This window comes from Streptomyces sp. R-74717 (genome assembly GCF_047305335.1).
GTDB classification, from domain to species: domain Bacteria; phylum Actinomycetota; class Actinomycetes; order Streptomycetales; family Streptomycetaceae; genus Streptomyces; species Streptomyces atratus.
Window position 1 is genome coordinate 6,993,524 of record NZ_CP102361.1, and the last position, 19,503, is coordinate 7,013,026.

At 69.0% G+C, this 19,503-nt stretch carries 20 protein-coding genes and 1 pseudogene; 6 read left to right on the forward strand and 15 right to left on the reverse strand.

The window, feature by feature from the left end; translation table 11 throughout:
* Positions 1–69 precede the first annotated feature (69 nt).
* The gene (locus NRF20_RS32055; RefSeq protein ID WP_413754631.1) at positions 70–1,698 is read right to left on the reverse strand and encodes an IS200/IS605 family accessory protein TnpB-related protein; all 1,629 of its coding nucleotides are present in this window, start codon (positions 1,696–1,698) and stop codon (positions 70–72) included.
* A 264-nt stretch (positions 1,699–1,962) separates the two neighbouring features.
* On the opposite strand from NRF20_RS32055, the pseudogene NRF20_RS32060 reads away from it, so the two are divergent.
* A pseudogene (locus NRF20_RS32060) lies at positions 1,963–2,270 on the forward strand (MMPL family transporter); the annotation flags it as partial.
* An 83-nt stretch (positions 2,271–2,353) separates the two neighbouring features.
* Here NRF20_RS32060 and NRF20_RS32065 read toward each other — a convergent pair.
* The 4 genes from NRF20_RS32065 to NRF20_RS32080 form a co-directional block, all read right to left on the reverse strand.
* The gene (locus tag NRF20_RS32065) at positions 2,354–2,977 is read right to left on the reverse strand and encodes a winged helix-turn-helix domain-containing protein (protein WP_413753758.1); all 624 of its coding nucleotides are present in this window, start codon (positions 2,975–2,977) and stop codon (positions 2,354–2,356) included.
* Between the two features lie 375 nt (positions 2,978–3,352).
* Positions 3,353–4,396: a glutamine synthetase gene (gene glnII / locus NRF20_RS32070; protein WP_413753759.1), complete on the reverse strand. Its 1,044-nt coding sequence runs from the start codon at positions 4,394–4,396 to the stop codon at positions 3,353–3,355.
* Positions 4,397–4,541: 145 nt separating this feature from the next.
* Entirely contained in the window at positions 4,542–5,675 is a 1,134-nt protein-coding gene (locus NRF20_RS32075; RefSeq protein WP_398629732.1) for an ARPP-2 domain-containing protein, read from the reverse strand.
* Positions 5,672–7,162: a hypothetical protein gene (locus NRF20_RS32080; RefSeq protein WP_413753760.1), complete on the reverse strand. Its 1,491-nt coding sequence runs from the start codon at positions 7,160–7,162 to the stop codon at positions 5,672–5,674. The genes NRF20_RS32075 and NRF20_RS32080 overlap by 4 nt, the downstream gene beginning before the upstream one ends.
* Before the next feature lie 209 nt (positions 7,163–7,371).
* Here NRF20_RS32080 and NRF20_RS32085 point away from each other — a divergent pair, with 209 nt between their 5' ends.
* The gene (locus tag NRF20_RS32085) at positions 7,372–8,283 is read left to right on the forward strand and encodes a Gfo/Idh/MocA family protein (protein ID WP_398629730.1); all 912 of its coding nucleotides are present in this window, start codon (positions 7,372–7,374) and stop codon (positions 8,281–8,283) included.
* A 229-nt stretch (positions 8,284–8,512) separates the two neighbouring features.
* Here NRF20_RS32085 and NRF20_RS32090 read toward each other — a convergent pair whose 3' ends face one another.
* Positions 8,513–8,962, reverse strand: coding sequence for a MarR family winged helix-turn-helix transcriptional regulator (locus NRF20_RS32090; RefSeq protein WP_398629729.1), 450 nt, complete (start codon positions 8,960–8,962; stop codon positions 8,513–8,515).
* 82 nt (positions 8,963–9,044) lie between these two features.
* Here NRF20_RS32090 and NRF20_RS32095 point away from each other — a divergent pair, with 82 nt between their 5' ends.
* Positions 9,045–9,902 carry an alpha/beta fold hydrolase gene (locus tag NRF20_RS32095; RefSeq protein ID WP_398629728.1) on the forward strand — a complete coding sequence of 286 codons (858 nt, stop codon included), beginning with the start codon at positions 9,045–9,047 and terminating at the stop codon, positions 9,900–9,902.
* Between the two features lie 19 nt (positions 9,903–9,921).
* On the opposite strand, the gene NRF20_RS32100 is transcribed toward NRF20_RS32095, so the two are convergent.
* The gene (locus NRF20_RS32100; RefSeq protein ID WP_114244178.1) at positions 9,922–10,281 is read right to left on the reverse strand and encodes an arsenate reductase family protein; all 360 of its coding nucleotides are present in this window, start codon (positions 10,279–10,281) and stop codon (positions 9,922–9,924) included.
* A gap of 120 nt (positions 10,282–10,401) precedes the next feature.
* Here NRF20_RS32100 and NRF20_RS32105 point away from each other — a divergent pair, with 120 nt between their 5' ends.
* The gene (locus NRF20_RS32105; RefSeq protein WP_093897585.1) at positions 10,402–10,671 is read left to right on the forward strand and encodes a hypothetical protein; all 270 of its coding nucleotides are present in this window, start codon (positions 10,402–10,404) and stop codon (positions 10,669–10,671) included.
* A 95-nt stretch (positions 10,672–10,766) separates the two neighbouring features.
* On the opposite strand, the gene NRF20_RS32110 is transcribed toward NRF20_RS32105, so the two are convergent.
* Positions 10,767–10,904, reverse strand: a complete 138-nt coding sequence (locus tag NRF20_RS32110) for a hypothetical protein (protein WP_413753761.1) — start codon at positions 10,902–10,904, stop codon at positions 10,767–10,769.
* A 217-nt stretch (positions 10,905–11,121) separates the two neighbouring features.
* On the opposite strand from NRF20_RS32110, the gene NRF20_RS32115 reads away from it, so the two are divergent.
* The gene (locus NRF20_RS32115) at positions 11,122–11,607 is read left to right on the forward strand and encodes a hypothetical protein (RefSeq protein ID WP_398629726.1); all 486 of its coding nucleotides are present in this window, start codon (positions 11,122–11,124) and stop codon (positions 11,605–11,607) included.
* A gap of 48 nt (positions 11,608–11,655) precedes the next feature.
* On the opposite strand, the gene NRF20_RS32120 is transcribed toward NRF20_RS32115, so the two are convergent.
* The 3 genes from NRF20_RS32120 to glnA all read right to left on the reverse strand — a co-directional run bounded on the left by NRF20_RS32120 (position 11,656) and on the right by glnA (position 15,362).
* Entirely contained in the window at positions 11,656–12,558 is a 903-nt protein-coding gene (locus NRF20_RS32120; protein ID WP_398629725.1) for a helix-turn-helix transcriptional regulator, read from the reverse strand.
* Between the two features lie 307 nt (positions 12,559–12,865).
* Positions 12,866–13,642, reverse strand: a complete 777-nt coding sequence (locus tag NRF20_RS32125; RefSeq protein ID WP_413753762.1) for a hypothetical protein — start codon at positions 13,640–13,642, stop codon at positions 12,866–12,868.
* Positions 13,643–13,952: 310 nt separating this feature from the next.
* On the reverse strand, positions 13,953–15,362 hold the full coding sequence (glnA, locus tag NRF20_RS32130; protein ID WP_398629723.1) for a type I glutamate--ammonia ligase: 1,410 nt from the start codon (positions 15,360–15,362) through the stop codon (positions 13,953–13,955).
* Positions 15,363–15,616: 254 nt separating this feature from the next.
* On the opposite strand from glnA, the gene NRF20_RS32135 reads away from it, so the two are divergent.
* Positions 15,617–16,084, forward strand: coding sequence for an RDD family protein (locus tag NRF20_RS32135; RefSeq protein WP_398629722.1), 468 nt, complete (start codon positions 15,617–15,619; stop codon positions 16,082–16,084).
* Between the two features lie 107 nt (positions 16,085–16,191).
* Here the strand turns inward: NRF20_RS32135 and NRF20_RS32140 are convergent, their stop codons facing one another.
* From NRF20_RS32140 to lipB, 4 genes are all read right to left on the reverse strand, one after another.
* A complete protein-coding gene (locus NRF20_RS32140) occupies positions 16,192–16,899 on the reverse strand; it encodes a DUF4191 domain-containing protein (protein ID WP_266361852.1) in 708 nt (235 codons plus the stop codon).
* Positions 16,900–16,918: 19 nt separating this feature from the next.
* On the reverse strand, positions 16,919–17,119 hold the full coding sequence (locus NRF20_RS32145; protein ID WP_114244165.1) for a hypothetical protein: 201 nt from the start codon (positions 17,117–17,119) through the stop codon (positions 16,919–16,921).
* Positions 17,120–17,448: 329 nt separating this feature from the next.
* Positions 17,449–18,414 (reverse strand): lipoyl synthase, encoded by a 966-nt coding sequence (lipA, locus tag NRF20_RS32150; RefSeq protein ID WP_413753763.1) that lies wholly within the window; start codon positions 18,412–18,414, stop codon positions 17,449–17,451.
* Positions 18,415–18,546: 132 nt separating this feature from the next.
* Positions 18,547–19,359, reverse strand: a complete 813-nt coding sequence (lipB, locus tag NRF20_RS32155; protein ID WP_266361854.1) for a lipoyl(octanoyl) transferase LipB — start codon at positions 19,357–19,359, stop codon at positions 18,547–18,549.
* Between the last annotated feature and the right edge of the window lie 144 nt (positions 19,360–19,503).

The window sequence follows — 19,503 nt, forward strand, 5'->3', positions numbered from 1 at the left end:
TGACCCGTCGGGCGCAAGGGGCGTCAGCCGTTTCGCCACCTGGTGGAGGTGGTGCTGGGTACACCGTTCCTAGCCAGTGTGCATGAGTGAGTCCTGGACCCACTGACGCGTACTGGGCGCATCCCGAACGGTTTTGGATGCGCTGGGTTCCCGCTTTCGCGTCCCGTTCGGCGACGCATCTCCTGGGATGTGGTCCGTGGCGGGTGGGCGGGTTCCCTCACGCCCTCGGCTGCCCGGTCCGGCCTGGACGGTCCGATGCCCCGCACGATCGCTCCGGTCGTGTGGGGGCGGTGCCGTCCGACGCCGGACCGGGTATCCGAGGGCGCGTCGTCCGATCGCGATGCCGGCGGCATCGTGACGGGACATTCTGCGGTGCGGGGTGGCCAGTGGCTTCTGCCAGTGCTGGGCACCCCATATCGAGGTGTAGGCGGGGTCGACCGCGACGATGCTCAGGCCCTGTTCGGCGGCCATGGAGACGAGTCGGGCCTTGAGCTTGCCGGTCGGGATGCCGGAGATGAGCTGCCGGAACCGTTTCCGGCGGCCGTGCTTCTCGCGGGTTTTCTCGGTGGTGAAGTCGAGGTCCTCGATGGCGATCGCGGTGACACCGGCACTCTTGGCCCAGTTGATCAGGCGGGTCAGTGCGTGGCGGACCTGTGCGTCGCGGTGAGCGGCGGTGCCGGATAGGTCGTAGGGGAAACGGTGCGGGTCGCCGACGGGGTTGCCGTGCCGGTCGAGCCGGTAGGCGGCGAAGTGGTCGGCGTTGGTATCGGCGCCGATCACGCCCCGGGCGCGGGCAGTCTCCAGAGGGATGGTCCGGACGACGGGGCGTTGCCAGGAGGCGGTGAGGTACCAGCGGCTGCGGTCGGTGTCGAGGTGGATTCGGTAGGCGACGGCCCGGTTCGCGGTGATGCGGTCGGCCCACTCCTGACCCCGGTGCGCGAACGCCACGGTGGAGGTGAGCGTGTACCGACCGTGCTTGGCATTGGCCAGGTGCGAGAGCGGAACGGGTAGCTTGATCGACACTTCGCCGTCCGGGGTGACGCGGATCGTCTCGTTGCCGAACCGTTTCCCGGACTCGCCGTCGGCGGCGATGAACCAGCGCTCCGCCTCCCAGCGTTCCCGCCACTGCTCTTCGGTGAGGTGGGCGTCGGTGAGGTGGTGGCGGGTGTTCAGGAGGCGCTTGCCGCCCCGCACGACCCGGACCCGTCCGGCCTGCCAGTCGGCGACAGCAGCGTCATGCCGCGCCTCCAGCACCGCGAGACGGCGGGACTTGTGGAACCACTCGCTCTTGGAGCGGTAGCCACCGGCTGCCCGCTTGGTGCCCCTCTGCCCGATCGGGAGGGACAGGCGGTGCCGCACCGTCCTGATCCCGGCTTCCAGATTCCGGATGTGCGCTGCCTGACAACGGCGCGCCAGCGCCCACTGATCATGGGTGGCCTTGGTGATCGCACCCGCGATCCGCGACGACGACAGCGGCGTCAGGTCCCGCTTGCGCGACGCCCAGGTGTCCGCGCTGTGCTCCAGACCATCCGCACAGCGAACCTTGAGATCGCGCGAAGCCAGACGGCCCTGGTGCTCACCGACGGCCCGGAGGACCTTCTCGTCCTGGGGGGTGAGGTGCTTGAGGCGGTCCCGGATCGCCACCGCGCACGGCCCGGGCACCACGAAGGGCGCCGCCAACTCCCGCACACCACCCACCACAACACCCCCTCCGACGAGACCGGATACCCGCTACTCAGCCCAACGAGCACCAGCCGTCAAGGTCACCCATTCGGCCCCAGAACTTCCGTTCCCACCCCGCGGAGCCACCGACAGGACTCACCCCCACTCTCCTGGGGGCGAACACGCCATGAGGCGCAACCTCGCGGCACGCATCGGTGTGTGGAGCGCACACCACCGCAAAACCGCCATTCTCGGCTGGCTGCTCTTCATCGTGCTCACCACGGGCATCGGCGGCTGAAGGCTTCGCTGATCGGCTCGGGGGGTGTCGCGCGATCGAGGCATGGACGCCGCCCCCCGCCCTGGTCGTCCTGTTCGGACTCTCCACGGACTACCACGTGTTCGTGGCCTCCCGGGTCCGCGAGGCCCACGACCGGGGAATGCCCACCCGGGCCGCGATCGACGAGGTTGCACGGATGGTCCTGCTGCCCTCGGTGATGGCCCTGCTGGGCGAGCGGAACTGGCGCACCCCGTGCGCCCTGGCCCGGCTGCCGAGCCTGGAGCACGACGGGCCGGAGCGGGAGCCGGTGGGGTCCGGACGGCGTGGCTGACCGGGCCGGGCCGACCCGGTACATGGAGCGGCCCTGGTCCGGTGAGTACCGGACCAAAGCCGCTCCTCATGCCTTCCGACGCGTCAGGGCGTGTACTTGTACCCGACACGCCGCACCGTCTGGATCGACCGGCGGTGCTCGGCGCCCAGCTTGCGGCGCAGCCGGGCGACATGGACGTCCACGGTGCGTCCGTCGCCCACATGTCCGTAGCCCCAGACCGTGGTCACCAACTGGTCGCGGGTGTGCACCCGGTGCGGGTGCGCGACCAGATGGGCGAGCAGCTCGAACTCCAGGAAGGTGAGGTCGAGCGTCATCCCGTCCACCGCGGCGGTGCGCTGTACGGGGTCGATGCGCACCGGACCCGTGGTGGCCGGGTCCTCCACCGGTGTCGGCACCACGTACTGGGCGGCCGCAGCGGCAGCCGCGGTGATGGCCGGCTGCTGATCGGCCGGTACGAGCACCAGGTAGCCGATCATCGGCGGCCGGCCCGGCAGCGCCGGAACGGTGTGCTGGGGTGCGGGCAGCCAGGTGGCACCCGGCGGCAGGAACTCGGCCACATCGGCCAGCTGGACGACCTCATCGGGGTCGACGGCGCGCAGCCGGTGGCGGTTGGGGGAGAGGGAACGGGCGGAGGTGGTGGTCGCAGCGGTCGCCGAAGGCGCCGAGGTGGCAGCGGCTGCGGCGGAGAAGGTACGAGTGTTCGCCATGAGGGTCAGCTCTTTCGCGCGAAGGAGTCGTCGATGGACGGACTTGCTTGCGTGCGCGCGGACCGAAGGCCGGGTGAGCGGCTTTAGAGGGCCTGCGCGTTCAACGCGCGGCAACACACCCGGTCGAAGTCGTGGTGCTGACGGGACGGCCAGAACGGTTCGAGGTCGCTGCGACCTGTCGAGGTGTACTGGATGCTGGCCATGCCCCCATTGAACCAGAGAACGCGACGGCGCAGCAGGCCTCTCTCACTCGTCGATACGGACCGTTTGCGTTACGGTCCTCACCCCTGGCTGCCACAACCGATGAGCCGTCATCCGCCTCGCCCCTCCCACCTGGTCGGGTGGGCGCCCCCTCGTGCGGACGGCGGAACGGGATCAGACCTGGTCGGCCTTCTCCAGCGCGGTGCAGCAGGTGTCCACGATCAGCCGTGTGACGACGTACGGGTCGACGTTGGCGTTCGGGCGGCGGTCCTCGATGTAGCCCTTCTGGTCCTGCTCGACCTGCCACGGGATACGGACCGACGCGCCGCGGTCGGAGACGCCGTAGCTGTACTCGTTCCACGGGGCGGTCTCGTGCAGACCGGTCAGACGGTCGTCGATGCCCGCGCCGTAGTTCTTGACGTGGTCCATCGGCTTCGAGCCCTCGCCCAGGGACTCGCACGCGGTGATGATCGCGGCATAGCCCTCAGGTCCTTCGCGCATCGCCTTCGTGGAGAAGTTGGTGTGCGCACCCGCGCCGTTCCAGTCGCCCCTGACCGGCTTCGGGTCGAGGGTCGCGGAGACGTTGAAGTCCTCGGCGGTGCGGTACAGCAGCCAGCGGGCGATCCACAGCTGGTCGGAGACCTCCAGCGGGGACAGCGGGCCGACCTGGAACTCCCACTGGCCGGGCATGACCTCGGCGTTGATGCCGGAGAGGCCGAGGCCCGCCTCCAGGCAGTTGTCGAGGTGCTTCTCGACGATCTCGCGGCCGAAGATCTCGTCGGCGCCGACACCGCAGTAGTAGCCGCCCTGCGCGGCAGGGAAGCCGCCCTCGGGGAAACCGAGCGGGCGGTGGCCGTCGAAGAAGGTGTACTCCTGCTCGATGCCGAAGACCGGCTCCTGGCCGGCGAACCGTTCGGCCACCGGACGCAGCACGGCACGGGTGTTGGACTCGTGCGGCGTCATGTCGATGTTGAAGACCTCGCACAGGACGAGAACGTCGTCGCCGCCGCGGATCGGGTCCGGGCACGTGAAGACCGGCTTCAGTACCCGGTCGGAGGCGTGGCCCTCGGCCTGGTTGGTGCTCGAACCGTCGAAGCCCCAGATCGGCAGCTCCGCGACATCCTGCGACGGGCTTCCGGCCATGATCTTCGTCTTCGAACGGAGCTTGGCGGTCGGCTCGGTGCCGTCGATCCAGATGTACTCAGCCTTGAACGTCACGGAAGCCATCCTTTGCGGGTGCTGCGGTGCTGCGGTCCGGTCTATGCAGCGCAGCTTCGCAAGACGCGATTTCCCGTCCGTTGCCCGAATGTGAACCCCGTGTTACCGAGGTTTCCTGCGTGATGCGCGGGCCCTCGGCGACCCTTCATGCGCGGGCCCTGAGCAGCGACTCGAAACCGGCGGCACGGATCCGGCGCACCAGTTCCTCCTCGGTGGTGCCCAGCGCCACGGCCGCCTGCGCGAGCCGCCAGTCCGCGTCGGAGAGCCGGTGCAGCAGATGACCACGCCTGATCTGGGCCTCGGACAGCCGGAACGTCTTCAGATACGCGACCTGCCCCTTGTGATCGGTGATCGTCTCACCGATGTGCTGGCCCTCGCCATTGCGCAGGAACGGTGGCAGGAACCGCCACAGTGTGAACGAGCCCATCCGGTACACCCGGTCGAAGGCGTACGAGGTGTCCAGCAGCTCGCGCGCGAACAGGGTGTCGTGCGCCTCGGCCCACTCCCGCTCCTGCGCCCGCGCCGCCGCCCGAAGACCGGCGAGCGTCCGCAGCTGCGGTCCATCGGAAATCCGCGCCGCGAACTCCGCCACCGGTGCGCCGTACAGCGCGTACTGGTGGACCAGTTCGCCGTAGAGATCCTGTACGAGCGAAGGGTGCAGCAGACGGTAGTCGTCCGGGTGCGGCAGAACGAAGGCGGCGGCGAGCGCATCGGCCGCGTACACCATCACCCCGCACTGGCCGGGATGGATCTCGAAGGCCCGCAGCGCGTCGCCGAGCCCGCGCACCGACCACCCCATGTACGCGTCCTCGGCACGCGGCGAAAGCCCGTCGCGCAGTGCCTGCCGCGACCACTCCTCCCAGGCGACCGCGGGGCCACCGAAGTGCAGGGCGAGATAGCCCTCCATCGCGAGGTGCAGCGGCAGGAAGCGCAGCCGGTCGCCCGGCTGCCGCTTGGCCATGCGGTGGTGGCGGTTGCGCTGGAGCCGTGCGGTCCGGGGCGGCGGGTTCCCGGGCGAGGTGCCCGAGCCCAGTTGCGTACCGTACGCGGCGGACCGGGCGCCCTCGCCGGACCAGTCGGCGACGAAGCCGTGCGGGATGTACGAGGTGTAGTGCGTGCGCGGACCGACGTCCACGACGCCGTTCCCGTAACCCGTGTAGATCTCCCGGTGCAGCCGAAGCCCCTCGACCGGCTGCTCGCGCACCAGCGGCACCAGCCGGATGCCGCCCCACACCTGGGCGGGGCGGGTGGCGAGCCCGGCAAGTTCGAGCCTGTTCACGATGCGGCTCCCGCCTTCTGCGCACTCACGAAACGTGCCACCTGCCGGTCCAGATAGGCGTACAGGGCCGCCGGTCCCGTGCGTCCCTCGGCGAACTGTGCGATCTCCACCAGCGCCGGCAGGTCCTCCGCGTCCCTGATCCCGGCCGTGGGCACGCTCTGCGCGAGGCGCCGCACATCGAAACCGTCCGCGTCGTATACGGGGTTCATATGAACCACAGCAGTTCGCCGGTCCGGATCGAGCCGGGTCCGCCACACCCGCAGCACCTCGCCCGCGAGTCCGGGCGGTGCGTTGTCCCAGCCGTCCGAGACGATGACCAGCCGGTCCGGGCCGTGCTCCAAGGCGTCCAGTACGCGGGTGCCGAGCGGGGTCGGGCCCCAGGGCCTGACCAGCAGCGGATCGGTGCCGCCCGAGGTCCACAGCGGGATGTACGCGCCCGGCGCGGTCAGCGCCTCCAGCAGGAAGTGGCAGGCCAGCGCCACGGCCAGCGGACGGCGCCGCTTCTCGCCCGACCCGGACGACGAGTAGCTGTCGTCCAGCACGGCGGCGACCCGGCCCCAGCTCCCGGCGTGCGGGCCCGCCGCTCGGCGGGCGGCGGTCCGCAGGGCATGGGTCAGCTCCTTGCGGTGGAGCCCCCGCACCTCGAAGCCGAGCGACAGGACGTACAGGGCGAGCCGGGTCAGCGGCATCACCGTCAGGTCGGTATCCGTGGGCGGCCGCACATCGTTTCCGGCGCCGCGCTGCCCCTGGGTCCGCAGCCGCTCCAGGCGGGTCATCCGGGGCGCCATCCGCTCCAGGAACACCTCGCGCTTCATCCCGTGCCGGGAGGCGAAGCCCTCGGCGACGGTGAACGGCAGCTCGTCGACGGCGCCCTGCTCGTAATGGGCACGCCGCCACGCGTCGAGCAGCTGGTGCCGGTAGCGCGGCCGCCGCCCCGGCCGGAACAGGAAATCCCCGGTCTCGCCCGGCTCACCGGGCCCGTCGAACCGGAGATGGACATGGCGGGCGGCGGTCTTCAGACCGGCGCGGTACTTCACGGCGTCGTGCGCCGGATCCGGCCGGGCGGTCAGCCAGTCGCGCATGATCGCGCGGGTGCGCCGGTTGTTCACCTCGGCCCCGCGCAGCGCCCGGAACAGCCGGTACACGCGCTGTGGCGGCAGCTTCGCCAGCCGGGCGGCGATCAGCCGGCCCTCGGTGCGCTTCTCCTCTGCGGTCGCGTCGGCGGCGCTCTCCAGCAGGCCCTGGACGATGCGCACGGCGTTGTGGTCGTTGATGTCGAGGGCGAGCGCGGCGGCGTACACCCGGCGGTAGTTGACCCGTACGTACTCATGGAGGAAGTCCAGCGAAAGCCGCTGCTGATACGCCGTCGAGCGGAACTCACGCTGTCCGGTCGCGGTGATCGCCGCGTTGACGAAGAGAAGTACGTCCTCGGCCGCGACGAGGTCGGCACCGGTCCCGGTGCGAGTGGTCCCGGTGCTGGTCGCCATGGTTTCCCCCGTCGTGTCACGCGCCGCCGTAGGCAGGGGCGGAGCGCCGGCCGGGGAATGGGGGCGCGAACAGCGAAATCACTGCTTCATAGGCAAGTCCCGGAAGTCGCGCCGGAGTCCCGCGGCCGGCACCGCAAACGTAGCCAGTGAAGCCCACTCTCCGCCAACTCAATACGGGAGTGGTCCGGCGAACCCGGCAGACTTGCCCCATGACGACACTTCCCGCCACCCCCCTGCGCATCGGCCTCGTCGGTACGGGCCCCTGGGCCCGGAACACCCAGGCCCCAGCCCTCGCCGCCCACCCCGGCGTCGCACTGAGCGGCGTGTGGGGCCGACGCCCCGAGGCCGCGAACGCGCTGGCCGCCGCCCATGGCACCACGGCGCACACCGGTGAGGACGGCATCGACGAGCTGTTCGCCGCCAGCGATGCCATCGCGTTCGCCGTGCCGCCGGACGTCCAGGCCCCGCTCGCCGCCCGCGCCGCGGCCACCGGCCGCCATCTGCTGATGGACAAGCCGGTGGCGACCACCGTCGTCGGAGCCCGCGAGGTCGCCCGCGCCGTTGAGGAGACCGGGGTCGCGTCCGTCGTCTTCTGCACCCTGCGGTTCGCGGCCGAGACATCCGCCTGGATCGCCGAACAGGCCGCCCTGGACGGCTGGTTCACCGCTCGCGCCGAGTGGATCGGTGCGCTGTTCGCGCCCGGCACGACCAGCGAGTACGCCGCCTCGCCCTGGCGCCGCGAGAAGGGCGGCCTGTGGGACGTCGGCCCGCATGTCCTGTCGGTCCTGATCCCGGCACTGGGTGACGTGACACACCTGACCGCGGCCCGCGGTCCGTCCGACACCACTCACCTGATCCTCCGCCACACCTCCGGCGCATCCAGCACGGTGACGCTCGCACTGGGGGCCCCGGTGGGCGCGGTAGGCACGGAGATCGAACTCAAAGGCGAACAGGGAGTCGCCACACTGCCGCGGTGGGGCGACGCGGTCGGTTCCTTCCGGGCAGCGGTGGACGCACTGATCGATTCGGTGCGCACGGGAGAGCCGCACCCCTGCGACGTCCGGTTCGGACTACGCCTGACGGAACTGCTGGCCGAGGCGGAGAAGCAGGCGGGGGCGTAGGGAGGCGGGGCTCGGGGGCCGGGCCGGGAAGGTGGCGCGGCCCGTCCCCGTACGGGCTCCGCGGCTGCATCAACCGCGTCCGGAGCCGCAGCCAGGCCTCCACCTCGGCTCTCAGTGCCAAGTCCTGCCCACCCCGGTGCAGTTGCTCACCGGCGGCCATGGAGAGAGCAGTCGGTCCGAGTGGTGGACGGGGCAGGCTCACGGAGTGTCCCCTCTGCCGTTCCGGCAGTCAGGGAACGATGGTGACTGCCTGGTGCGCGGCGGACAGGAAGCGCCGGACCGCGGCCGTCTCGCTCTCGTCGAACTCGCGCAGCACGGCCACCGTGTCGTCGATCAGCGGCCCGAAGAAGGAACGTCCCAGCTCCACCGCCCGTGGCGTCACGCTCAGCAGCACCCGTCGCCGGTCACGAGGATCACGCGTGCGTTCGAGGTGACCCAGGCGCTCCAGACGGTCGATGACCGAGGTGGTGCCCGCCGAGTTGAGGCCGAGCTGGGCGCCGAGCCACCCGGCGGTGGCGTCCGTACCGGCCCGCTCGGCGTCCAGCAGGCAGATCAGGGCCCGCACATCGGTGGAGTGCATGCCGTGCCGGGCTGCGAATTCGGCCTGGCGCAGACCGAATTCGACCGTCACCTTGCGCAGCAGATGGACGATCTCCATTTCGGGGCCCTCGTCGATCACCCCGGTCCCTCCCTCTCGACCCGCCGATATTATCTCGCTGAGCGAGATAATATCGGAAGGCATCCGACCGGGGAGGCATCCCATGACCACCACCACGTCATTCCTCGCTGCGTACAACGGAGTCCTGGCGGCCAAGTGGCCGGCCGGCACACACAGCAGCCGGGTCCCCACCTCGTACGGCATCACCCACGTCAACAGTTGCGGCCCCGAGGATGCCCCGCCCCTGGTGCTGCTGGCCGGTGGCGGTTCCACCTCCACCGTCTGGTACGCGCAGGCCGCCCACCTGGGCCGCACCCATCGAGTCCATGCCGTCGACCTCATCGGTGACCCGGGTCGCAGCGTTGCGGGGTCGCGCCCGATCCGTACGGTGGAGGACCTGACGGCGTGGCTCGACGCGGTGGTGGACGGCTTGGGGGCAGGCGGCAGCGCGCTGTGCGGGCATTCGTACGGGGCCTGGATCGCTCTCCACTACGCCCTGCGCGCGCAGCCCCACCGCGTCCGGAAGCTGATCCTCCTCGACCCGACCCAGTGCTTCGCCGGCTTCCGGCCCGGCTATCTGCTGCACGCGCTGCCGATGCTGCTCCGCCCCGGAGCGAAACGGACGCGGACCTTCCTGGAGTGGGAGACGGGCCGCGCCGCGCTCGACCGGACGTGGCTGCGACTGCGCTACGCGGCAGCCGACTTCCCGTCCGTCCGTCCCGTCACCGGACCCCGCCCCGAACCCGAGGCCCTGGGCGCACTGGATGTGCCGACCCTGATCCTGCTTGCCGAATACAGCCGGGCCCATGACCCGGCCCGCGTCGCCGCCGCGGCGGCCCGGCTGCTTCCGCACGCGCAGACGGCGACGATTCCAGGCGCGACGCACCACACCCTGCCGTTGCACGAGCCGACGGCCGGCGAACTGAACCGCAGGATCGAGGACTTCCTGATGACCCGGTAACTCTCGCCGCGCGGGGTGCTCAGCGCTCCATGGCGTCCCGTACCGCCTCGTCCGTGCGCGCCACGACGGCGGTGCCGTCGTCCGCCGTGATGATCGGCCGCTGGATCAGCTTCGGATGCCCGGCGAGAGCCGAGATCCACCGCTCCCTCGAACCGGCCTCGCGCGGCCACTCCTTGAGCCCGAGTTCCTTCGCGTCCGCTTCCTGCGTCCGCGTGATGTCCCACGGCTCCAGCCCGAGCCGGTCGAGCACGGCCCGGATCTCGTCCGGCGACGGCACATCCTCCAGATAGCGGCGGACGGTGTACTCGGCGCCCTCCGCGTCGAGCAGTTGCACCGCGCTGCGGCACTTGGAACAGGCGGGATTGATCCAGATCTCCATGGGGCCAACGATACGGGAGGGACTGTGCGAAAGCCCTTCTGGCCAGCGGCGATTGTCAGTGGTGGGCCGTAAAATGGAGGTAGTTCGTGAGGGTTTCACGACCGTGCCAGGAGGTTGCCCATGGCCGTTGCCGCAGTCACGACCAAGCCGCTCCACAAGCCCCTGCAGAAGAAGCCGCTCCCCGCGGGCCGCCCCCGCGAGTGGTACGTCTCCCACAATCGCCGCCTGAAGGCCATGCGCCTGGCGATCGCCCTGCTCGACACGGGCGTCTACTACCCGTCGACCGCGACCAACGACAAGATACGTACGACTGCCGAGCGCATCGGCATCCACCCGCCGTCCGACACGACCTGCCGCATGGTCCGCGCCCTGATCCGCTACGGCCGCTGATGGTGACGGCCGGCGGCTGACGACCGACTGCTCCCGCACCCGAAGTCTGTGCCCCCGGAACCCCGGGGGCACAGGCGCGTACGACCGCACCCGGCTCAGAACCCGCTGCAGGTGTCAGTGGCAAAGGCCCCGGACGACGGGACCGTCCGGACGGTCCCGTCGTCCACCGTCACGGCGCAGGCGACCTTGCCACCCGACTTCCCGAGCGTGACGGCGAAGGAGCCGCCCCTCATGAAGCCCTTGGTCTTCAGGCTCCCCGTTCCACGGCAGCGTCCTCAGTCATGCCACCGGACTCGGCCGTCGCCCGGTGCGCCGCGACTCCACGGGGCAGCCGCTCCCTGACGTACGACGTTCGCGCCGACCCGGTCCATCACCCGTCCGGCGTGCACGGCATGCAGCCCCGCCCGCCGCCCCTTTGACTGGGGCGATGGGCCAGTACCGGGAGGCACGATGACGAGGAAAGCCGCAGGAGGTCTGTGGGCCGTACTGCTGACAACTGCCGTGATGTCGACGGCTGCCGCGTGTTCCGACGACGGCGGCAAGGCCTCCAGCACGGCGTCCAAGGCCGCGTCCGCCGCGGCGTCGGTGGCATCCAGGGGCTCCGACGTGGTGGCCTCAGCGACAGCCGCCGCAGGCGAGAAGCTGAAGGGCTTCAAGAACGGTGTGAACGCCAAGGGCGACGTCAGGCTGGGCACGCCGAACACCGGCCACGACGGCCGCGCCACCGCGAAGGTCACGGTGACGAACAGCGCCGACTCGGCGAAGTCGTACGCCGTGCAGATCAACTTCCGCGACCCGAGCGGTAACCTGCTCGACACGGTGGTGGTGACGGTCGATGACGTCGGCCCGAAGGCCTCCAAGGACGCCACGGCCCGCAGCAACCGCAAGCTGTCGGGCGACATCAAGGCCGACGTGGGAACCGCACTGCGACACTGATCGCAGATGCCGCTGCGGACGCGTACGTATCTCTGCCAGGCAGCCCCGTCAGCAGTGGTCGTTCTGCCGTTCCCTTGAGGCCGGCCTCCGAAGCGTGTACCACGGCGGAGCCTGCACCCGGTGAGGCCGGCAGGAAAGCGCCGTCAGCTTGTTCTCGGTGCCGGTGCCGGGCTGCGGGATCTCGAGAATGATGCGCCGATCCGAGCAGTCGTCGACAATGAGCGCGCTCTCCTCCAGCACCATACGACCGACGAAAGGATGGCGCACTTCCCGAGCAGTGGCATGGTGCCTTTCGATTTCGTGCTGCTGCCACCAATCACGGAATTCCGGGCTGTTCTTGCTCAGTTCGCTGACCAGTCCGGTGAACCACGGTTCGTGGACGTACAATCCGGTGGCCGCGCGGAACTTGGCCAGTACGGATCGGGCGCTCGGCTCCCAGTTCTGAATCAGTCCACGCATATAGCCGCCGAAGAACAGCCACAGCATGTGACGGTGTTCAGGTGGGATTTTGGCGAGATCGCCGTAGACATCGGTTCTTGCCTGGTTCCAGGCAAGAATGTTGAATCGGGGACCGAGAACGAATGCCGGATGCGGATGCTGGCTGTCCAGGATGCGCTGGAGAGCCGGAGACACACCGTCCGCGGGAACGCTCGCGCTGGAACGGGCGTCACTGTTCGCCAAGGCCAGGAGATAGTCGCGCTCATCGGCGCTGAGGCGAAGGGCTTCGGCCAGCGAATTGAGGACCTGGTCGGAGACCCGGATGTTCCGGCCCTGTTCGAGGCGGGTGTACCAGCAGGCGCTGATTCCCGCAAGGTCGGCGACGTCTTCCCGTCGCAGGCCCGGGGTTCGCCGCGATGCTCGTGACGGAAGGCCGACCTCTTCCGGCTGAAGGGCCAGCCGTCGTGTTTTGAGGAAGTCCGCGAGCTGCGCTCGCCGTTGGTCGCAATTCATCCGTTGTCCCCTCTGCTGGGCGACTGTTGCGGATGGTATTACCTGGTACCTCTACTCCCAGGATAGTCGGTTTCCGGAAGCGCGCTCTGCCACGTGCGAGGGTGCGGCCGGAAGCGTTCAGGGGCCTGCCGCCGCTCTACGCCGTTGGTGGGATCACGTTGCGAGAGCAAGCCGGGGAGTCGGCCCGGCGGTACTCGGATGCACAGGGCGTGGGGGACGGGGACGGCCTGTGCGGCAGGCTGCGACCAAGCCAAACACCACAAAGGGCCCGGCAGCGAGCTGCCGGGCCCTTTGTGTGAGGTTGAGGTCAGTGGTTCCCTCGCCCGCTCACAGGGTTATTCTGGTTCTGGTTCTGGTTCTGGTTCTGGTTCTGGTTGTGGTCCTGGTTCCTGTTTCGGTTCATGTTCTGGTTTTGGTTGTTCTGGTTTTCGTTCGGGTTCTGGTTCTGAGCGACCGGGAGCCCCGACCTCAGCTGCGCCAGCATCGCGGAGCAACCGTCGATGGATGCCACCTTGTTGTTGAACCCGAGAGTGTAATCCGCCACGAAACTCTGGCTCTTTCCGGTGTTTTCGCTGAAGTGGTCGGACTTCTGCCTGCACGACGCGGCGCCGTCGTTCGCCCCGGCGATGAGCGCCTGTTCCCTCTCGTCGGCGGTGCCCGGAACCGGTACGCCAGGAACCTCTGGCGATGTCGGGTTTGCCTTGACAACAAGGTTCACGCACCCCTGCTGGTTCGCTCCCTCTTGGGCGGTGACGGTCTCGTCGGCCTTGACTACCGCCACCGCGTTGACCACTCCACCGCCGTCAGCCGTCGCAGTGGTGATCGTGCGCTTCCCGCTGATGAAGGAGACCAGTTGCCCGGCGGTGTAACCGGATCCGGTTATTTTTGCGCTCTGGTTCGGATCTTCGCTTCCGGCGATCGAACAGGAGACTGCCGGAATGGTCGATGGCTGTGAAGCGGCCCCCGATGTCGCGCTCTTGCCAGGAGTTGCGGCGTGCGCCCCGGCGGAGATTCCGGGTGCCAGCGCCAGAGACGCACCCAGCGGGACGCCGAGCAGGGCGAGAATTCGCTTCTTTCCATGCATGAGATTCCCCTTTGTGATGGGTCCGTGCAAGGAAAAGCGTTGCATGGGGCCCGAGGGGCAACAAGAGACGGTTCATCCTAGGAGTGGCAGTGTCAGGTTTAATTCCGTGCGGTTGCGAATGCGGGGGAGATGTATGCGCGATTCGGTGACGGGAGACAAACGGTGAAGGCCGCCACCCGCACATGGGCGGCGGCCCTCACCGCTGTGGCTGGCGCCGGGACGAGCGAGGGCCGCCACCTCCGGAAGGAAGTGGCGGCCCTCACGTCACATCTGACGGCGATTCGGATCCCGGCGTGACCGGTACCACTCTTTAGAGGTCGAAGTACAGCTCGAACTCGTGCGGGTGCGGGCGCAGCTGGATCGGGGCGATCTCGTTGGTCCGCTTGTAGTCGATCCACGTCTCGATCAGGTCGGACGTGAAGACGCCGCCGGCCTGCAGGTACTCGTTGTCCGCCTCCAGCGCCTCCAGGACGGCCGGGAGGGAGGTCGGGACCTGCTGGACGTTCGCGTGCTCCTCGGGAGCCAGCTCGTACAGGTCCTTGTCGATCGGCTCGGCGGGCTCGATCTTGTTCTTGACGCCGTCGAGGCCGGCCATCAGCAGAGCGGAGAAGGCGAGGTACGGGTTGGACGACGGGTCCGGGGCGCGGAACTCGACGCGCTTGGCCTTCGGGTTCGAGCCCGTGATCGGGATACGCATGGCGGCCGAGCGGTTGCGCTGCGAGTACACCATGTTGACCGGGGCCTCGAAGCCGGGGACCAGGCGGTGGTACGAGTTCACCGTCGGGTTGGTGAAGGCCAGCAGCGACGGGGCGTGCTTGAGGATGCCGCCGATGTAGTAGCGGGCGATGTCCGAGAGGCCCGCGTAGCCCTGCTCGTCGTAGAACAGCGGGTCGCCGCCGGCCCACAGGGACTGGTGGACGTGCATGCCCGAGCCGTTGTCGCCGAAGATCGGCTTCGGCATGAAGGTCGCGGTCTTGCCGTTGCGCCAGGCGACGTTCTTCACGATGTACTTGAAGAGCATCAGGTCGTCGGCCGCGGCGAGCAGCGTGTTGAACTTGTAGTTGATCTCCGCCTGGCCGGCGGTGCCGACCTCGTGGTGCTGGCGCTCGATCTGAAGGCCGCTCTTCTCCAGCTCCAGGGACATCTCGGCACGCAGGTCGGCGAAGTGGTCGACCGGCGGGACCGGGAAGTAGCCGCCCTTGTAGCGGACCTTGTAGCCGCGGTTGTTCACTTCCGACCCGGTGTTCCAGGCACCGGCCTCGGAGTCGATGTGGTAGAAGCTCTCGTTCGCCGACGTCTGGAAGCGGACGTTGTCGAAGACGTAGAACTCTGCCTCGGGACCGAAGTACGCGGTGTCGGCGATGCCGGTGGAAGCGAGGTACGCCTCGGCCTTCTTGGCCACGTTCCGCGGGTCACGGCTGTACTGCTCGCCCGTGATCGGGTCGTGGATGAAGAAGTTGATGTTGACGGTCTTGTCACGGCGGAACGGGTCGACGCGGGCGGTCGACAGGTCCGCGCGCAGCGCCATGTCGGACTCGTGGATGGCCTGGAAGCCGCGGATCGACGAGCCGTCGAAGGCGAGCTCGTCAGCCGGTTCGAAGGTTGCCGCCGGTACGGTGACGTGCTGCATCACACCGGGCAGGTCGCAGAACCGGACATCGATGAACTTGACGTCTTCGTCGGCGATGTACTTCTTCGCGTCGTCGGCGTTCTGGAACATCCAACTCCTCCTACTCCCGGCCCGGGAGGGACGGGGTTGCAGCTCGTGGTGCGGCCAGTGCGGTGGCACACGCTGGACCCGACCATAGGCAGACCGGATTTCTCAAGCATGACCCATTTGTTTCGCAGAAGTTAACCGAGCCGGGCTCGAGCGGCACCTCGTGGCCGGTGCGGGGCCCTCGTCCCTGCCGGGTGGCAGCCCGCAGCGGCCCCCCGCCCGGCAGGGCGCGCGGGCGGGCGCAGTACCGTGGTCGGGTGGACAATAGGCAAGCAATCGGATCGTGGCTCTCCGGGCCGCGCGCGGCCGCCGAGGAGATGGGGGCCGACTTCGGCCACCGGGGCAAGCGGCTCGGCCTGCCCGAGCACGGGCCGGGATCCGTGGCGCCGCTCGGCCGGCGCTTCGGTGCGCTCTTCATCGACTGGGTCCTGTGCATGGTGATCGCATACGGGCTGTTCGCTCGCGGTGACCAGCAGGCGGCCGGGAACTGGGCGCTGGGCGTCTTTCTCGTGCTGAGTGTGCTCACCGTCGGGACCATCGGCTGCACGCCCGGCAAGCGACTCCTGGGCATCAGGGTCGTCGCCGAGAACGGCGGCCGGCTCACTTTCGGGCGGGCGATCGTCCGGAGTGTGCTGCTGTGCGTGGCGATTCCGGCGCTGGTCTGGGACCGCGACGGCCGCGGCCTGCACGACCGGCTGGCCCGCGCTGTTCAGGTGCGCATCTGAGCCGAGGACGGATACCGCAGACGGCATGAGAAGAGGGCGGGTTGCGAACCGAACCGGTTCGCAACCCGCCCTCTTCGTGCGTACAGCGGATATGTACGACGGAAGCGTCAGCGCATCTTTCCGCCGCGCGGCATCCGCATGCCCTTCGGCATCGGGCCCTTGGGCAGCGGCATGTTGCTCATCAGGTCGCCCATCGCGCGCAGCCGGTCATTGGCGGCCGTCACCTGCGGGCCGGTCAGGACGCGCGGCAGCTTCAGCATCTTGGTGCGCACCTTCTTGAGCGGCACCTGGCCCTCGTCGTTGCCGACGACGATGTCGTGCACCGGCACGTCGACCAGGATGCGCGCCATCTTCTTCTTCTCGGCCGCGAGCAACAGCTTCACCCGGTTCGGGTTGCCCTCGCCGACCAGGACGATGCCCGCCTTGCCCACGGCGCGGTGGACGACGTCCTGGCTGCGGTTCATCGCGACCGCAGGGGTCGTGGTCCAGCCACGGCCCACCCGGTCCAGCACTGCCGCCGCAGCGCCCGGCTGTCCCTCCATCTGCCCGAAGGCGGCGCGCTCGGCACGCCGTCCGAAGACGATCGCCATCGCGAGGAGGGCCAGCACGAAGCCCAGGATGCCCAGGTAGATCGGGTGGTCGATCAGAAAACCGACCGCGAGGAGGACACCGAAGGTGACGATTCCCACACCCGCGACGACAAGACCGATCTTGGAGTCGGTCCGCCGGGTCATCTTGTAGGTCAGGGCGATCTGCTTGAGCCGCCCCGCGTTCTCGGCGCTGTCCGCGCCTTCAGTGTTTGCCTTCCTCGCCATGTACGGAAGTTTACGTGGCTCAGGAACGGTGATCGGCCGCGGCCTCCAGTACGTACTCGGTCTCGACCCGGTCCTTGGCCCGGCGCCGGTCCTCCAGGACGGCTGTCCAGGCGTTGCGGCGGGCGGTGCGCTGGCCGCTGCTCAGCAGCAGCGACTCGACGGCACGGAGAGCATCGGTGACGGAAGGGATGGCGGTGGCGCGTACCGGCACGGCCTGCATCGTGGAAATCTCCTCGGAGCGGATGTGCGGACTGAGTTGCGTGGACTCAGCTGCCCGGGCCGATCTGCCCGGGACTGCGTTGCGCGAAGTGGGTGGCGTGCGCTGGGTGCGGGAAGCAGGGGTGGCAGCGGCCCGCAGAGTCGCTGCGCCGTTGCACCCAGCGTCATTGCTCGGTGTTACCAGCGCATGACCGGTCGGTCAAACACCAATGAAACCTTGATATGAGCGCAGCGCACGCCGACGCGGCCCATACGCGCCCCCGACCTGCGGGGAGCGTATGAGCCGCGTCGAATCAGCTATTACCGCCCGGTAGCTTCTTGTGCCCGGATTCACACAGTGGGCGCCGCCGCAACGACGCCGCGCCGCTCGATCGCCTGCTGGAAAAGACGGCCCGCGCGGTACGAGGAACGGACCAGCGGCCCGGACATCACGCCGGAGTAGCCGATCTCGTCGGCCTCCTCCTTCAGCTCCACGAACTCGTGCGGCTTCACCCAGCGCTCGACCGGGTGGTGGCGCACGGAGGGCCGCAGGTACTGCGTGATCGTGATGAGCTCGCAACCCGCGTCGTACAGATCCTGGAGCGCCTCGCTGACTTCCTCGCGGGTCTCGCCCATGCCGAGGATCAGGTTGGACTTGGTCACCAGGCCGGCCTCGCGGGCCCGCGTGATGACCTCCAGGGAGCGCTCGTAACGGAAACCGGGGCGGATCCGCTTGAAGATCCGCGGCACCGTCTCGACGTTGTGCGCGAGCACCTCGGGGCGCGAGGAGAAGACCTCGGCGAGCTGCTCGGGCACCGCGTTGAAGTCGGGGATCAGCAGCTCGACCTTGGTGCGGCCGGCCTCCCGGTCCGCGGTCAGCGCGTGGATCTGGCGCACGGTCTCCGCGTACAGCCAGGCACCGCCGTCCTCCAGGTCGTCGCGTGCGACGCCGGTGATGGTGGCGTAATTCAGGTCCATCGTGACGACGGACTCGCCGACCCTGCGGGGCTCGTCCCGGTCCAGCGCCTGCGGCTTGCCCGTGTCGATCTGGCAGAAGTCACAGCGCCGGGTGCACTGGTCGCCGCCGATGAGGAACGTGGCCTCACGGTCCTCCCAGCACTCGAAGATGTTGGGGCAGCCGGCCTCCTGGCACACCGTGTGCAGGCCCTCGCTCTTCACGAGCTTCTGCAACTGGTTGTACTCGGGGCCCATCTTCGCCCGGGTTTTGATCCACTCGGGCTTGCGCTCGATGGGGGTCTGGCTGTTCCGGACCTCAAGGCGCAGCATCTTGCGCCCGTCGGGTGCGACAGCGGACACTCCGGCACTCCCCTTTGCTTTCACTGCATTGGATTCTTCGGCGAACACCAGGGTACGCCCGTGGTTCAAACGGCTTTACGTCTGGCCAACCTGTGGCCGGCAGGGCCTATTCCCTGCCGGGTGTCCAGGCTGTCATGCCGTGGCCACGGCACCCGACGGGCGCTCGATGGTGCGCGGGGCGAGCTGCGCGTTCTCCAGGACGTCCTTGAGGTGCTTCTCGACGACCGGGAGCACCTCCGCGATTGCGATGTCGCGACCCAGTTCGTACGCGAGTGACGTGACGCCCGCGTCCCGGATGCCGCACGGCACGATGCGGTCGAACCAGGTGTTGTCCGGGTTCACATTGAGCGAGAAACCGTGCATGGTCACGCCCTTGGCCACCCGGATGCCGATCGCGGCCAGCTTGCGGTCCTCGCGGCGCTGCCCGGCGTTGGACGGGGCGTACTCGGGGCCGTTCAGCCGCGGGTCGAATTCCTCGTCCTGCAGCCGCGGGTCGAAGTCGAGGGAGAGGCCGCCGATCGACGGACGGTCCTCGACCGGGTCGCCGAGGACCCAGACCCCGCTGCGGCCCTCGACCCGGGAGGTCTCCAGCCCGAATTCGGCGGCGGTACGGATCAGCGCGTCCTCCAGCCGGCGGACATGCGCGACGACATCCACCGGGCGGGGCAGCTTCTGGATCGGGTAGCCGACCAGCTGCCCGGGACCGTGCCAGGTGATCTTCCCGCCGCGGTCCACATCGATGACCGGGGTGCCGTCCAGCGGGCGCTCACTGTCGGTCGTGCGCCGCCCCGCCGTGTAGACGGGCGGGTGTTCCAGCAGCAGACAGGTGTCCGGGACGGTGTCCTCGAATCTGGCCGCGTGCACCTCGCGCTGCTTCTGCCAGGCCTCCTGGTAGTCGACGGCTTCCTCGCCGAATCCCAGCCGGACGAACCGAAGCTCAGTCACGACAGATGCCTCCCTACTCGCGGTGCCGGGAGCCGGGGGTGCCCGGAGTCACGCCACCATGCACTGAATCAGCCCCGAGCCACTGTACGACCGGACTCCGGGCGGTGGCCCAGCAGGTCGTTCCCGTCAGCGCCACCCCCAATC